This is a genomic window from Pseudoalteromonas sp. B62 (assembly GCF_037162565.1).
Classification (GTDB): domain Bacteria; phylum Pseudomonadota; class Gammaproteobacteria; order Enterobacterales; family Alteromonadaceae; genus Pseudoalteromonas; species Pseudoalteromonas fuliginea.
This window is the reverse complement of the sequence record NZ_JARLVB010000002.1, coordinates 1605779-1621630: the sequence shown is the minus strand read 5'-3', so window position 1 is coordinate 1621630 and position 15852 is coordinate 1605779. Positions and strand designations below refer to the sequence as shown.

The following is a 15852-nucleotide window of genomic DNA, read 5'->3' as shown; positions in this document are numbered from 1 at the left end:
TATCATTTAAGCTTTAATGTTTAGAAGCGAGGTGCAAAACCCTACTTTCTATCAGATTTAAGCTCAAACAGATCGAAGTCGGCGGTTCGTTGTTAGCGTTTAAAAATTCACCACATTATCAACTTTTGATGCATCTACTGCGTTCATAAGCATATTTAAATGCTGGGTAAACTCTTTCCCTAACTTTTCGTCACGTATTGAGTATTCTACAACCGCTTTTAAATAACCTAACTTATCGCCACAGTCGTGTGAACGGCCACTCATATGAAATGCTTCAACCGTTTCTTGCATAATTAACGCATCAATCGCATCGGTAAGTTGTATTTCGCCACCAACACCTGCATGCGTTTTAGCAAGTAAAGGCCAAATATTTTTACTTAATACATAACGCCCAACTACCGCAAGGTTTGAAGGGGCTGCATCCGTTGCTGGCTTTTCAACCATGGCTTTAATTTTTTCGCTTTCACCTGAGGCTAATTGAACACCATTAATATCAGCAATACCATACTTGCTTACATCTTCCTGTGCCACAGGTTCTAGCATAATCTGGCTTGCTTGAGTTTCGTTAAAGCGCTTAATCATCGCGGCTAAGTTTTCAGTTTTTTGATTCGCCGTGTAGGCATCAAGTATTACATCAGGGAGTAGCACAACAAAATCGTTATTACCTACAATTGGCTTTGCACATAAAATTGCATGCCCTAGCCCTTTAGCCTCACCTTGGCGTACACTCATAACCGTTACGTCGGTTGGGCAAATTGAGCGGATTTCGTCAAGCAGTGCGCGTTTAACGCGCTTTTCGAGGGTGGCTTCTAGCTCGTAGCTGGTATCAAAGTGATTTTCAATCGCATTTTTTGAGCTGTGTGTAACTAACACTATATCTTTAATACCTGCGGCTACACATTCACTAACAATATATTGAATCAGAGGTTTATCAACAATTGGTAGCATTTCTTTAGGAATTGCTTTAGTCATGGGCAACATGCGAGTGCCTAGGCCGGCAACAGGAATTACAGCTTTCATAGGTAGTCCTTTATTGTAATTAAATCTATATTTGACAATAACGTACCAAACGCTAGTTATATATAAACTGAATAGATGTAATAAACTCGGATAAGTAAGAATTAGTTATTAGGGGCTAGGGTGCTAGCTCCTAATAATTATCAGTAGGCATTTTTATTTATAAAACCTTTAAAGATAGTCAAAAACACTATTTTTAAGTCTAAGACAAGCGACCAATTTTGAATGTATTCAAGATCGAATTCAATTCGTTTTTCCATTTTATCCAGCGTATCGGTTTCACCGCGCCAGCCATTTATTTGCGCCCACCCTGTAATACCTGGTTTTACTTTATGACGAAGCATATAACCGTCGACCAAGCTGCGATATTCTTCATTATGAGCTACGGCATGAGGTCGAGGGCCGACTATCGACATCTGCCCTTGCAATACATTCAAAAATTGTGGGAGCTCATCAAGGCTTGTTTTACGAATAAACTGCCCTATTGGAGTAAAACGACTATCATTTTTAGTGGCTTGGGTTACTTTAGCCCCATCTTCCATTACATTCATCGAACGAAACTTCCAAACTTTTATTGGTTTACCATCAATACCATAACGATTTTGTTTAAAAAACACAGGCCCTTTAGAGGTAACTTTAACAGCAATCGCAAGCCCAATTAATACAGGTGAAATTATAGCAAGTATTAATACTGACAATATTACATCTTCTATACGCTTAATTATGGCATTACTGCCATCTATAGGAGAATCATAAATACTTATAGTGGGTATGCCCATAATAGTATCACTGCGTGAGTGCAATAGTTGGTAAGTAAATACATCAGGTACTATATATACACTTGCAGTGCTATCAGCAAGTTCTTTAACTAACCATTTACGGCGCTCATATGCTTGTGGGGAGTACTATATAAACTCGGTCAATTCCACCATTTTTACAATCAGCAACCAACTGCTCAAGATCGCCCAAGGTTTGTGCAGCCACAACTTTTTGATTAGGCGTTTCATCGTCATAATAACCACTAAAAACCAACCCAAAACTAGTATGTTCAATAATATTATTTGCAAGTTTTTGACCTAATACACCAGCCCCTACAACTACCACATTACGAGTATTGTAACCCTGTGCACGCAACAACCTTAATAAAAAACGTAAAAATATCCTGTAAGTACCTAACAATACTGTCGCTAATGTAAACCACGCTAGCTGTAATCCTGTAGGGTTTAAGTATTCAGGGGCTATAAAGTTAACACTTAGAAATAATACGGCAGCACTTATAAACCAATGAGATATTGTTTTTTTAAGCTCTTTATAAAGTGATAAACCACGCCACGATATATAAAGCTTATCGAGTTCGCTTGTAAAGTGAAACAAAAAAACAGCAAGTAAAGCCGCAGTTGTATGCTGTAACAACCAAGGTATGTTATGCAGATATGTGCTAACCCATAAGGTAGCTACAATTATTACAATGTCGAGTACCCGCTGAATAAAAGCAACTATGGTTGCATTACTTTGCAAAATTCCTTTATGCATTTGCATATAATCTCAATTATTATTGTTAAAAATGCAATTCAAGAATAACCTAATACACTTAAATTACTACTAATTCTTCGCTTAAGGCCAAATAAAAAGCTAACTATGACTTAAAAACTTTAATGCATCCACTACAAGTTTATCCGCTAATTGTTCGCTGCTACTTTCAGCATAACAGCGCAGCTCTGGCGCATTACCAGAAGGCCTAAGGTGTACAACATCGTCACAATCCAGAGTAATACGCAGACCATCTGTTGTATTTAATGAGTAACCCTCTTCATAGCCTAAACAGCTTAAGAAATGGCTAGCATCATTTTTTAACTTGTTGATCAACTCTAAACTTTTCTCTCGAGCAAAGTTTTGCAATCTATCACTCGCAGTAAAACGCATAGGTAATGCAGTTAAAAGTTCTGTTATTTTTTGTTTTTGCATAAGCAAAACAAACACAGGTAATAAGGCATCACGTGTGGGTAGTGCTTTTAAAAGCATATTGTTTATTTGTATATCTGTACCAAGTAAATAACCACCATTTGCTTCAAAACCAGCAATACTCTTATATTCACGGCTTAACTTAGCAAATTCAGCAATAACATAAGGTGAGCCTATTTTTGTACGTATAACTTTTTTAAACTTGCCTGATTCTTCAATTGCAGTATTACAACTTACAGGTATAGCTAAAGCTTCAATATTTAATAGTTGACTGCATAACAAGCCTAAAATATCACCGCGTAACCATTGGCCGTTTTCATCAGAAATTAATGGGCGGTCGCCATCACCATCGGTAGAAAATATAGCATCAAACTTATGCTTTTTTGACCAGCTAATCGCTTTTTGTTTATCTTCATCAGATACAGCTTCAGTATCTATAGGGACAAACTCATCACTACGGCCAATACTTACTACTTCAGCACCTAATCGCTCAAATAGATTTTTATAAATATCGCGCCCTGCACTCGAATGTTCGTAAATACCTATTTTTTTGCCAGCTAATGCATTTTGATCAAACAATGTTGCGTAACGTTCAATATATACAGTTTCAGCAGCTTTATTTAATGTGAGATCTGCTAAATCCTCAATAGCATTTAGCTCTGCGGTATTGGTAATAATTGCTTGCTCATCGGCTTTAGTAATTTCACCATCCGGGCGGTAAAACTTAAGCCCATTACGGTCAAACGGTATATGGCTGCCTGTGATCATAATGCTTGGCATACCGTCTTGCATTGCTTTATATGCAAGTGCAGGAGTAGGTATTACACCGTAATAAACAACACTTAAACCAAGTTGTTTTAAACCTGCAGTACACGCTTGTGCTATTGCATAACTACTAGGGCGATTATCGATAGCCAGTGCAACAGTGTTAAAACTAAATTCTTTATCGATTGATTTTATAAATGCAACTGCGAACGCAGCACATACATTAGGAGTAAAGTCGGTTACTAATCCACGCGCACCACTTGTACCAAATGCAATGCCACTTTGAACTATTACCTTGGAGCTAATCAATTTATTCATTGTTTTTCCGAATTATTCTATTTTTTATGCTTTTAGCAGGGAGGTCACATAGGCAATATGCTCTAGGCTACACAGAATAAATTTAACTATTTAATCTGTGTAGCCTAGAGCATATTGGTATAGTTGAATGAGACTTTATTTAACACGCCCATAGCGGTCTTCAAAACGTACTATGTCGTCTTCTCCTAAGTACGAGCCTGACTGAACTTCAATAAGTTCTAAATCAACTTTACCAGGATTTTCAAGCGCATGAACTGCTGTAATAGGAATATAAACAGACTCATTTTCAGTAACAAATTGCTCTGTGTCGTCAATTTGAACTTTAGCAGTACCCGAAACTACAATCCAATGCTCTGCGCGATGATGATGCATTTGTACACTTAACTTAGCGCCAGGCTTTACCGTTATACGTTTAACCTGAAAACGTTTACCACTGTCTACTGAGTCGTATTTGCCCCAAGGACGGTAAACTTCTCTATGCATTATGGCTTCTGGACGCTGCTCATTTTTTAACTGTTGTACAATTGACTTTACATGTTGTGATTTATCTTTATGAGCAACTAATAAGGCATCTTTAGTGTTTACTATAACTAAATTTTCAACACCTACTGTAGCTACTAATTTATCTTCACCCATAACTAAAGTGTTTTTTGTATCAACGGCTTTCACATCACCAGTAAATGCATTGCCATTATCGTCTTTAGTTGATACTTCCCACAACGCAGCAAAACCACCTACATCACTCCAACCTGCATCCATAGGCACAACAACCGCATCTTGGGTGTGTTCCATTACGGCGTAATCTACAGACTCATCAGGGCATACTTCAAATGCCTCTTTATCTACACGAATAAAGTCCATATCACTGTTTTGAATAGCAATAGCTTTTTGGCAAGCATCATAAATGTCAGGGCGATGTAATTTAAGCTCATGCAAATAACGACTGGCTTTAAATAAAAACATACCGCTATTCCAGTAATAACCCCCATCGGCAATATATTTTTGTGCAGTTTCTAAATCTGGTTTTTCTACAAAACGCTCTACTACAAAGCCACTTTGATATTGCTCGCCACACTTAATATAGCCGTAGCCTGTTTCGGGTTTATTACCTATTATACCAAACGTTACAAGCTTACCTTGTTTTGCCAAATCAGTTGCTTGAGTTACACTTTTCTGAAATGCCAATGTGTTTTCTATTACGTGGTCAGCAGCTAATACTAACAACAACGGGTCTTCACCCTGTTCAATTGCTTTAAGCGCAGCAAGTGCAATTGCAGGAGCTGTATTACGTCCTACTGGTTCTAAAAATATACCACTATGCTCTATACCTAACTGGCGTACTTGTTCTGCAGCTATAAAACGATGCTCTTCATTACAAATAAGCATAGCTGGACTATGCTCTAAACCGTTTAAACGGTTTAGAGTATTTTGAAGCATCGTTTTGTCACCACTCAGTGTTAAAAACTGTTTTGGGTAATTGCTACGTGAAAGAGGCCATAAACGCGTACCAGAACCACCAGCCATAACTACAGGTAAAATCATTTTATTTCCTTATTACAACATACTTTTTAAGGTTTCAGAGATGCTTATCGTTTCATAGTTACCGATAATTTTATCTAACTTACCTCTATCGCCCAATAAAAATTTAATATCGTTCTCTCTAACAAACTTTTCGTTTACAGTGACTTTTAATGTATGGTGAGTTTGAATCGAGAGATCTTTAATTATATCCAATAAGCTGTATGCATTATTGGAACATAAATTAACCACTTCGCCTTCAATATCACTTTCCAAAAGAGCAACATAATACCGAGCAATATCATTAACATCGCTAAAATCTCTTGCAATTTCAATATTCCCAAGTTCTATACTTGGTTTTTTTCCTTGAAATGACTAACTATTTTAGGAACTAAAAAATTTTCATCTTGGCCTTTACCAATGTAATTAAACGGCCTGGTAATAATAATAGGAAGCTCGTTAAAAAGGTTTTGCACACCCCTTCCATTGCAAGTTTACTAATAGCGTAATGATTTCGCGGCTCTGGCATTGCATCTTCGCGTATCGCTGCAGAACCTTGTTCACCATATACATTTGCACTACTGGCAACAATTAGCTTATTTAAGTTATTGAGCTCTTTACATGCTAAAAGCAAGTTTTCAGTGCCAAATAGATTAACATCATAAAAAGCTTTGGAATCGCTGTGTCCAACAAATGATATTGCAGCTAAATGAATTACAAACTCTGGATTCAACTCACACACTATATATTTAAGTGACGCTAAATCAGTTATATCACAAGCGTATTCATTTTTTTCAGTTGCCTCTTTTACCAAAAGGGATACCTTGTATCCCTTTTTTCAAGCTCAGAAACAACATATTTTCCAGTAAAACCTTTACCACCGGTAACTAAAACATGTTTCATAAAACAACCTAAAAAGAAAAACCAATTTCGTTTCTTTTAATATCTGCATCAACCATCATTTTACATAGCTGCTCTAAGGTTGTATGTGGTTCCCAACCAAGCTCTTTATGCGCCTTCTCTGGATTACCGATTAAAAGCTCAACCTCGGCTGGTCTATAAAATTTAGGATTAATTTTAACAAGAACCTGTCCAGTTTTAGCATCAGTTGCTACTTCATCTTCCGCTTTACCACTCCAACATAATTCGATATCAACAGCTTTAAATGCCATAGTAACAAAATCTCTTACAGTTTCTGTTCTGTTTGTCGCTAAAACGTAAGTCTCAGGCTTATCTGCCTGCAGCATTCTCCACATACCTTCAACATAATCTTTTGCAAAACCCCAATCGCGTTTTGCATCAATATTACCCAACTCTAAAACGTCTAACTTGCCAAGCTTTATTTTTGCAACAGTATCCGTTATTTTCCGAGTAACAAACTCTTGCCCGCGCAAAGGTGATTCATGGTTAAATAAAATACCACTTGTAGCAAAAATATCGTACGATTCACGGTAATTTATAACCATCCAATGTGCGTAAAGCTTAGCCACACCATAAGGGCTACGTGGATAAAATGGCGTGCTTTCTTTTTGCGGAATTTCTTGTACTTTTCCGAACATTTCAGAAGTAGAAGCCTGATAAAATTTAATTTTAGAATCTACAATTCGAATTGCCTCTAGTAAATTCACGGGACCTAACCCCGTAATATCGGCAGTTGCTAAAGGCTGATCAAATGATACACCTACAAAACTTTGGGCAGCTAAATTATAAACTTCGTCTGGCTTTGAGTTTTGAATTAAGCGTATGCTAGAAGAGAGATCAGTTAAATCGTATTCAACTAATTCAAGATTAGGACTGTTTTGAATACCCAACTCTTCAATACGCCAAAAATTAACGGAAGCAGTTCTTCTATATGTACCAATAACTCTGTAGCCTTTGTCTAATAGTAGCTCAGCAAGGTATGCACCATCTTGTCCAGTAATACCTGTAATAACTGCCGTCTTCATATTATTTCCTTTTTATTTCTTTAATTGATAACCATAAAAATGGCCAACTCTCTATAAAATATCTTCTAAAAAGCCGACTTGGCTCTTGTAAAAAACGATATAACCACTCACACCCAAAAGATGTCCATACTTGGGGGCCCTTTTTTTAATACCCAAATAAAATTCAAATGCAGCGCCAAAAAGCAAATATTTTGAATTAACAAAACCTCGTTCAACAAGCGCTTTAGTTAATAGCTCTCTATTAGGTAAACCAATTCCTACGACAATAAAATCAAAGGAGTCCAATTCAAACTGTAACTTGAGACCATCAATTATCTCACCCACAACAGCGTCATTACTATAATCAACAAAAGGAGCAACCCAACATTCCACTGCATTGTTATCTTTTTTTAATTGTGCAGCGACCTGCTCATTAGGTACAACACAAAGAATTGTTGCGTTTACCTCTTTGGCTTTTTTCCAAAATAAAGGGAATAAATCACTTCCCGTAATTCTCGCAGGAAGTTTAGTTGCTGTAAAATTGCTTACCCAAACTAAGGGCTGCCCATCAGCAAAAGTAAGTTGTGACTTTTTAATGAACGTTTTTAAAACATCATTTTTTTCAAATTTAACAATCTGGTCTACATTTAATGTAGAAATTACAGGGTACTTGTTAGCCTCTGTAGAGAAATCAAATATATACTCAATACCAGCTTCAGGACTGGCTGCATGTATAAAGTCATAACCAAATAATTTACTCTGCTTAATATTTTTCATAATCTCTCTATAACTCGTAAAGCTTTTTCAGCAACTCTCGACCACGAAAGCTCCTCAACCCGTCTAGCGCCATATTTAACAATTTCCTGCCGCTCATTGGTACTTAAATTAGTGCAGCGCTTCATTTCTATTAACCAGCTTTCAGGCGATAAGTAGTCATTAACGAGAATAGCGGCGCCACCTGCAGCCTCAGGAATAGCACTATTATTAGACGCAATTACAGGGCAACCTGCTGACATAGCCTCTACCACCGGCATACCAAAACCTTCATAAATTGAAGGGAATAAAAACCCAGTTGCATTAAAATATAACTCTTGCATATATTTATCATCAACATAGCCTAGTAACTTAACATTATTATGAATCGCTAACTCTTCTATTTTACTGTTTAACTCTTGGCTACCCCAAGCCGCTCTTCCAGCAATATAAAGCTTAAACTCTAGGCCTTCTTTTTTAGCTAATGCGATTGCATTCAGCACTACGTTTATATTTTTTCGTTTATCAACAGTACCAACAAACAAAAAATATGGTGTAGTACTTCCTGTATCACTGCTAACACAAACCTGCTTACGCTCAACAAACGCAGTACCTATGTTAGTTATTTTACTACTCGATTTATAAAAAAACTGCTTATATCACGTTTAGAAAAATCACTTATAGTCAATATTTCGTCGTAGAACCGCATTCCTAATGTTTCAAATGGCTTGTAGTAACATTTGTTTTTTAAAGAAAGTGTTTCAGGATAACGCCATAAAACAGCATCATATACTATTCTTATATACTTAGTTTTCCTAAATAATTTAAATAGCGGAAAGTATATAAAAGGAGGAAAAACACTAAAAAAAGCAATATTGGGTTTTAACTTTAAAATATAATAAGGGACGATAAATAAATTTGCCAAAAGCTTATTACTTGTCGTTTTTAAAACCTTAACACCGCGCTTTTTTTGTAATTGCTTATTACACTTTGGTCACTAGCAAGCAATATCACCTCAAAATTTTCGGTTAGGTCGTCAATTAAGGCATCCAATAAAGACAATGAATAAAATTCAATGCCTGTTTTATTATTACCTATGGCACTTAAGTCAAAAAAACATTCTTTTTTTCAGGCATTTCCATCCTTAACAAAAACATAAATTAATCAATAACGGTATAAAAATTCAAATACTGCAATCATATAGTCATCTGAACAAATTGCGCTTATTTGATAGAAAAACAAAAAACAAAAGAAAAAGCTGAAAGTTATTTACATAAAAAAAGGCTGATTCAAAAAAACCATATGTTATGAATATAACTAGAAAAGTGATATAAAATTTATTATAAAAATTATCACTCTCAAACTTTGTGATTAATATAATTAGTAGTGCTATCAAGCCAAAAACACCATAAGAAAGGGCTACTTCTAGGAAAAAATTATGGGCGTTTCCAAACTCAATAATCCAATCCAAAGATGTGTAATTATGAATATCACCTCCATTCCAAAACCACATATACCCGTGACCAAGTAATAACTTTTCATTTACAGCATCAATTACCAATGGCCAAATAACTATACGTCCAGTAAAAGTTAAATCCCGCCCAAAAATATCAATATAGTAACTAAATGAACTAGATAAAACAAAAACAATGAAAGGTAAAACTAAACACAAGGTAAAAACAACCTTTCGATTAAAAACCTTTAATGGTAAAGGTATTATAGCGATAAAAAGTAACAAACAAATAAGTACAGTTATCGATTCTGAAAGAAAAACAAAAAATAGAAGCAATATAGTTGACACTATAAACTCAACTTTTAAAATTTTATTTCTTTGTGTTTCCTTAACCAGGTAAAAATGCAAAGTGTACAAAAAAAACTGACACATTAGGATTGATGCCAATGCATTTTTGTGAGAAAAACTTCCCTTAAACCGACCTAAGTGTTCATCATCTAAATGAAATGCAACATCTCGAAAAAAAATAAGAAACAATAATTGGACAAATAAGTTTATAAAATATGAATATTTAAAAACTATAAATCGTTCATCCATACTTTTTTTAAGATTAGAAAAGCAAAAGACAAATAGAGAGCAGCACTAATATAGTTTTTTAAGAGATAAAGCTTATCCTCTATTATATAAAAATCCCTAAAAACGAAAAAAAGTGCAACAATAAAAAAACAACATATTTATATTTTATTATATGAAAATAATGATTTTTTTAATTACACAAAAACTAATACTGAAAAAAGTTAAAAACAAAAAAAGCTGAACGGTCCAGCCACCTTTCTGTACATGTTCATCAAACCCTAACAAGCTAAGAAAACCAAAGTATGAGGAAGATATAAGTAATAGTATTATTACATATAATAAGTTATATACTCTCAAAAAAGCTCCTTAAAGAGGATCATAGTAATCAATACTAAACTTATTTAGTAATGATGTATGGATTTTGCTTATGTGCGCGTCACTAGCGTAATTTGAGGCTAAAGCCATCAAACTTTTTGCCTTAACACCAAAAAGAAATGAACTATATAAAACGGGTATACTCCACAACCCAACAACTTCATTAAATTTATAATTCACGAGCAATTGCTCAACCATATCATTTGTCTCTATATAAAGAAATTTCCCTTTATCCGAAAGAATTATTTTTTCTAGCAATAGTTTTTTCTTATCTTTTGAAGTTCTAGGGTGAGGTTTAAATACCACATTATTACCTGATAAGAGCTTCTGGTTTATATAAGATCCATAAATTTCACATTCATCCTCAATAGACAGAGACTTATCTTCACACAAACTCTGACCTATAAATAACAACGTTTTCTCGTTCTTGTTTAATCCATCTAAATATTTCGAGGCTTCAACTGTTAGACCCATCCCCATTAGGACCCCAACTAAAGCACGACTATATCGTTGAAGTGAGTTTATTTTAATAAAATCTTCGGAAAGCAGTTCAGGAAAAAAGAACAGAGCATTATCATTCAAAAAATACTTACTGGAATCAGGCTCATAAAAAGAGCTAAGCCCTAACAGCGTCTTAACACTGCGATTGAGCAAACTTTTATCATGTAAATCGAAAGGGATATCGAGATAATCTCTTATACCGTCTTCAACTCTAATTATTGTTGCATTTTTAGAAAAATGGCAAAAGACTCGTTGATACGGACTCCAAGGACAAAAATAATATAGTTGCTCTATTTCAAGTGGATTTATTGGAGGATTAAGCTTAAGCTTCAAAACCTCAATACCAGATTTTAAACCTGACTTTTTCTCACCTAAATAAAATAAATTTTGCTCACCAACAATTAATGAAACCCTTTCGTAAACGCTTTGACTGGCAGGTTCTAAAATATATATAGCATTTTTGTAACCCTCAGCCTCAGAAATAGATTTTGCTACAAGCGCATGCCACACTGATGCCACACTAAAAACAATCATGAATGTACTCTTTTAAAGAAATAATAACTGTATGATATAACAACAAATTCAGCGATTAATGTTGAATAAGCAGCGGCAACGATACCTAGCTTATCTAAGTATAAAAAATTAAAGGTAATATTAAAAAAAGCAGCTAAACCAGTAATAAACATGAAAGATTTTGTTTTGCCTTGTATATGCAATGTATTGGGTAGTAAAAAACCAATCGTTAACAGAGAAGCTATAATTAAGTAAACATTAAAAACAGTAATAGTGTCTTTAGTTATATATTCAGATCCGAAAACAATTTCAATGATAGCTTCCGAAAAAAATAAAATGCAAACAAAACAGGTAATATAGCGAATGAAAAACAGGCGGTATATTTATAAACTAACGCTCTGTAATCACCTTTTTTATAAGCAACGCATAATCTTGGATAAATTGTATTAATAGCGACCCCTCTAAACGTAATAAATATAACGTAAAAAGTTGCTATAGCAGAATACAAACCAACATCGGCCATTGTTAAAACAGACTGAATAATTAGCACGTCTGAATTAAAATATAACCTAGCTAAAAAAGCACCGATTAAAACATGTATATAAGGCTTTAAATCAAAGTTAGCATAGTCAAACTTATAACTAATCTTATTTTTATTAAAAAAAACAAACCAAAAAAATAAAAACAAAAAAACAACTTATTGCCCTTAGGTAAATAATATCGACTGTTGAGTTACTTTCACTGTAAAAAAATAAAAAATAAACAACGGTATCATGGCAGCAATAAAATTTTGTAACGCTGCAAAAGTGATTTTAAATTTTGAGCGGTAATAAAACTCAAAGTTTAAAAAATATATCAAAGAGCTGAAAAACAACCCTACAGACAAACTTATATCAATAACTTGAAATAAATAAAGAGCTAGTATTAAGCTAAAACAAGCAAAAACACCTATACTTTTTAAAAATATAATCTCAGAAAAAACTGAGGATGTATTTCCGGCGTCAATCGTTTTTTTAATTCCTACTTGCAAAGATGAAAAATCTATAAATAAAAAACAATATACTAGTACCGCACTAGCTATAGACCATAATCCGAATTCGTCAGCACCTAAATTTCTAGCTAATAGAATACCAAATAAAAAAACAACCCCTTTTGCAGCTAAATCTAATACCCCTGGTAATACATTATTTTTCATTGCTATTCATATAAAAAATAACTTTTTCCAAGTCCGCAGGCGTGTCCACAGCAATTCCTACATTATCTACTTCTATCATTTTTACTGAAATATCATTTTCTAAAAACCTCAATATTTCAATATCTTCCACATCTTCTATTTTTGTTTTAGCTGGATTTAAGCTAAAAAACTCAAGATGTTCTTTTGAAAAGGCATAAATACATACTTGCTTAAAATTATTTTTACCTTCCCCATATTTACTCATTGGTATGGCAGCACGGCTCATATAAAGTAAGTTACCACTTTTACTAGTAACAACCTTAGGCAAAGTTGTGGAGTATGGATCTTCATTATCAGATATTTTTGTATAAGCATTAACTATTTGAGCCGGATTTTTTATAAAAGCATCCCTCACTTTTATAATATCGGTTGGCTCTAACATGGGCTCATCGCCTTGAACATTTATTATAAAATCTAATTGTAATGACTCATTTGCCTCAGCAAGGCGGTCGGTTCCCGTTAAGCAATTAGATGAAGTCATAATATATTGTCCTCCAAAGTCCTTTACAACTTTGGCTATTCTATCATCGTCGGTAGCTACATATACTAGCTCGCTGCCCACAGCTGCAACACATTTATCCCAAACATGTTGGATCATTGGTTTGCCATTAATATCAGCAAGTGGCTTTCCTGGAAATCGGCTAGACTCATATCTAGCAGGTATTAGTACCGCATACTTAAAAGACATAATGCTCACTCGTAGTTATCAATTACTTGAAAATCATTTTGCTTACTTAGCTCAAGCATAACCTGTTTTACATTGGAAAGAGGGGAGTAAAACACAAAATCAATATCATTTTCTATAGCCGATTCATAATCTGCAACAGCATCACCGACCATAACGGCTTTGTTGTATTTAACATCATTTAGTATTGTTTTAATATTATCGGCTTTGCTTACAGGGCTACCTAAAATATCTTTAAAGAATTCAGAAAAACCTCTTTGTTTTAAAGTGGCTCTTAACTGCTCTTGTTCTGAACCCGAGGCTACGTACATTACTTTTGAAGTACACTCTTTTAAGAGCGATTTAATACCAGCAGCTTCAGGTACTGCTAAATACAGAGAGCCAACTTGTTCAGTATAACAATTGAGTAAAAAATTTTTTAAATCTGTTTTTTTCTATATCTAGTAGCAATGGGGCTACAAAGCTATCAACATGATAATATCGACTTTTACCAAAGTTGTTTTTAAACTGAGTGGTTAAGGTTTCAACTTGTTGACTGGAAAAATTTTTGAAAGTGTAAGCGCATTACTCATAGCCTCCACTTTCATATTATTAGAATCTAATAGCACGCCATCACAGTCAAAAATAATAAGATCATACTGATCAAATATACGCATACACGCTTCCCTTATTTACTGGGTACGTTGTAGGTGTAATAGAGAAAATATTTAACCGTTCAATAACTTGCTCTTTAAGCAGTTCGAAAAACTCTATCATTTCAAGTTGTCTAGAATCATTTGAATCATATCCATCTACACCTGCAAGAGTAATATCCGTTGCACCGCCTGCCAGCGCAAATGACAAAGCATACGCTATTGTTAATTCATTAGGGATTACACATGAACTTTCTTTAACATTAAAAACACCTTTCGCTACATCTAAGCCATAACGTATATTATTATTTGCAGGTATTAGTTTAAAGTCTTCTGGCGAAAAACGATGCGCTGGATAAACTATCGGCTTAGTCAAACTAGGATAATCAGATTTTTCTGATAGAAACTTAAAATTATGAGTAATAGCAATATAATCGATCACTTTATCATTTATGATTTTATTTACATTTAAAGAAATAACGATTGGTTTTTTCTTGTCTATGTAAAGCTCAATTGCTTTTTTGTGTTTTTTAACTGATTCTGCGTTAGTAAGTATTAGTACTTCCTTATTTTTGAAAATATTGCTTACGTTATCCCCAGAAATCACTTCAGTACTCGTATTTAAATTTAAGGCGGCTTCTAATACCGCCCCATCATACTTACTTGTTCCATTTTGCTCTAATAAATACTGTAGAGCTCCAACAACTTCATCTTTGCCTAGATGACTATTAGACAATAAGTTTTGGATATAAGTTGGATGAACATTTTTTTGAGCACCCAAGAAGTATAATAAATTACTCCCCCACCCGTAATCTTTTTGCATTGATTCAAAGTAACGAATAACGAGTTCATAAATAGCTGTTGGATTGAGGTAAGTATACTTATCAGCTAAAATTGCCATTAAATTCTCAGTTTGCGTATTACCTGCTCCTCTACCCATACCGGTAATAGTTGCATCTAACCAAGTAACGCCCAAATTTAATGCGGTAAGGCTATTATCAAGCCCTCTGCCCATATTATCATGTGTGTGTATTCCCATTTCACCATGCCAATATTTACGAAGCGCATTAACTATACGTGTAACCTCTTCAGAGTCCATATTCCCAAGCGAGTCAGCAAAATAAAGCGAATCAACACAATCCCATGAATTGATCTCTTTGGCCTTCTGCTCTAATTCTAAATCGGGCTTGCCTCCAGCTTGCATTAGGTTATAGCCAACAATATAGCCTTTAGCTTTTAAACATTGCGCAATTTTTTTCGAGTCTTCAACTTCATAAAAGTGTGCTGCAATTCTTACTAAACTTACACAGCTTTCACTCTCTTCACAAAACAGTGCATCAACAGCATGTTCAATACTAAGCGAACTTGTAAGAATTGTTTTTGCATCTACCATTACACCGTATGTTACACCGCTCGGTAGGTTAAGTGATTGTAAATAGCTTTCAGAACTATATGCAAATGGCCCCAGAAAACCACTCTTTGGAAAATTTCTTAAACCAAGTTCTACATATTTGATTCCACTTCCAGATACAGCATTTAAATAGCTTTGCACCAGTTCTGCATCAAAATCCCAATTATTGTAATATCCGCCATCTCGCAATGTGCAATCAAGAATTTTCATCGGT

General features: G+C 34.6%; 12 protein-coding genes and 4 pseudogenes. All 16 read right to left on the bottom strand.

The features are described 5' to 3' along the window. Window positions 1–99: 99 nt before the first annotated feature. Window positions 100–1020 carry a UTP--glucose-1-phosphate uridylyltransferase GalU gene (galU, locus tag P4S71_RS11790; RefSeq protein ID WP_337150729.1) on the bottom strand — a complete coding sequence of 307 codons (921 nt, stop codon included), beginning with the start codon at window positions 1018–1020 and terminating at the stop codon, window positions 100–102. Between the two features lie 140 nt (window positions 1021–1160). Further along, window positions 1161–1853, bottom strand: a pseudogene (locus P4S71_RS11785) (undecaprenyl-phosphate glucose phosphotransferase); the annotation flags it as partial. A 49-nt stretch (window positions 1854–1902) separates the two neighbouring features. Next, window positions 1903–2556, bottom strand: coding sequence for a hypothetical protein (locus P4S71_RS11780; protein WP_337150728.1), 654 nt, complete (start codon window positions 2554–2556; stop codon window positions 1903–1905). A 93-nt stretch (window positions 2557–2649) separates the two neighbouring features. Then, entirely contained in the window at window positions 2650–4062 is a 1413-nt protein-coding gene (locus P4S71_RS11775; protein ID WP_337150727.1) for a phosphomannomutase, read from the bottom strand. 135 nt (window positions 4063–4197) lie between these two features. Continuing rightward, complete coding sequence (locus P4S71_RS11770; protein WP_337150726.1) at window positions 4198–5604, bottom strand: mannose-1-phosphate guanylyltransferase/mannose-6-phosphate isomerase; 1407 nt, start codon at window positions 5602–5604, stop codon at window positions 4198–4200. A 12-nt stretch (window positions 5605–5616) separates the two neighbouring features. Beyond that, a pseudogene (locus P4S71_RS11765) lies at window positions 5617–5937 on the bottom strand (GDP-mannose 4,6-dehydratase); the annotation flags it as partial. Between the two features lie 34 nt (window positions 5938–5971). Continuing rightward, window positions 5972–6403 (bottom strand): annotated as a pseudogene (locus P4S71_RS11760) (NAD-dependent epimerase/dehydratase family protein); the annotation flags it as partial. An 88-nt stretch (window positions 6404–6491) separates the two neighbouring features. Then, entirely contained in the window at window positions 6492–7526 is a 1035-nt protein-coding gene (gene gmd, locus P4S71_RS11755) for a GDP-mannose 4,6-dehydratase (protein WP_337150725.1), read from the bottom strand. Window position 7527: 1 nt separating this feature from the next. Beyond that, window positions 7528–8282: pseudogene (locus P4S71_RS11750) on the bottom strand (WecB/TagA/CpsF family glycosyltransferase). Then, entirely contained in the window at window positions 8279–8875 is a 597-nt protein-coding gene (locus tag P4S71_RS11745) for a glycosyltransferase family 4 protein (protein ID WP_337151621.1), read from the bottom strand. The pseudogene P4S71_RS11750 and the gene P4S71_RS11745 overlap by 4 nt, the downstream one beginning before the upstream one ends. Before the next feature lie 587 nt (window positions 8876–9462). Further along, window positions 9463–10308, bottom strand: coding sequence for an O-antigen ligase family protein (locus P4S71_RS11740; RefSeq protein WP_337150723.1), 846 nt, complete (start codon window positions 10306–10308; stop codon window positions 9463–9465). 345 nt (window positions 10309–10653) lie between these two features. Continuing rightward, window positions 10654–11697 (bottom strand): polysialyltransferase family glycosyltransferase, encoded by a 1044-nt coding sequence (locus tag P4S71_RS11735; RefSeq protein WP_337150722.1) that lies wholly within the window; start codon window positions 11695–11697, stop codon window positions 10654–10656. Between the two features lie 685 nt (window positions 11698–12382). Then, window positions 12383–12871, bottom strand: a complete 489-nt coding sequence (locus P4S71_RS11730) for a hypothetical protein (protein WP_337150721.1) — start codon at window positions 12869–12871, stop codon at window positions 12383–12385. After that, entirely contained in the window at window positions 12861–13598 is a 738-nt protein-coding gene (gene kdsB / locus P4S71_RS11725; protein WP_337150720.1) for a 3-deoxy-manno-octulosonate cytidylyltransferase, read from the bottom strand. Before kdsB ends, P4S71_RS11730 begins: the two co-directional genes overlap by 11 nt. A 5-nt stretch (window positions 13599–13603) precedes the next feature. Continuing rightward, window positions 13604–13972, bottom strand: a complete 369-nt coding sequence (locus P4S71_RS11720; protein WP_337151620.1) for an HAD family hydrolase — start codon at window positions 13970–13972, stop codon at window positions 13604–13606. 265 nt (window positions 13973–14237) lie between these two features. Further along, window positions 14238–15848: an aldolase catalytic domain-containing protein gene (locus tag P4S71_RS11715; RefSeq protein WP_337150719.1), complete on the bottom strand. Its 1611-nt coding sequence runs from the start codon at window positions 15846–15848 to the stop codon at window positions 14238–14240. Window positions 15849–15852 lie beyond the last annotated feature (4 nt).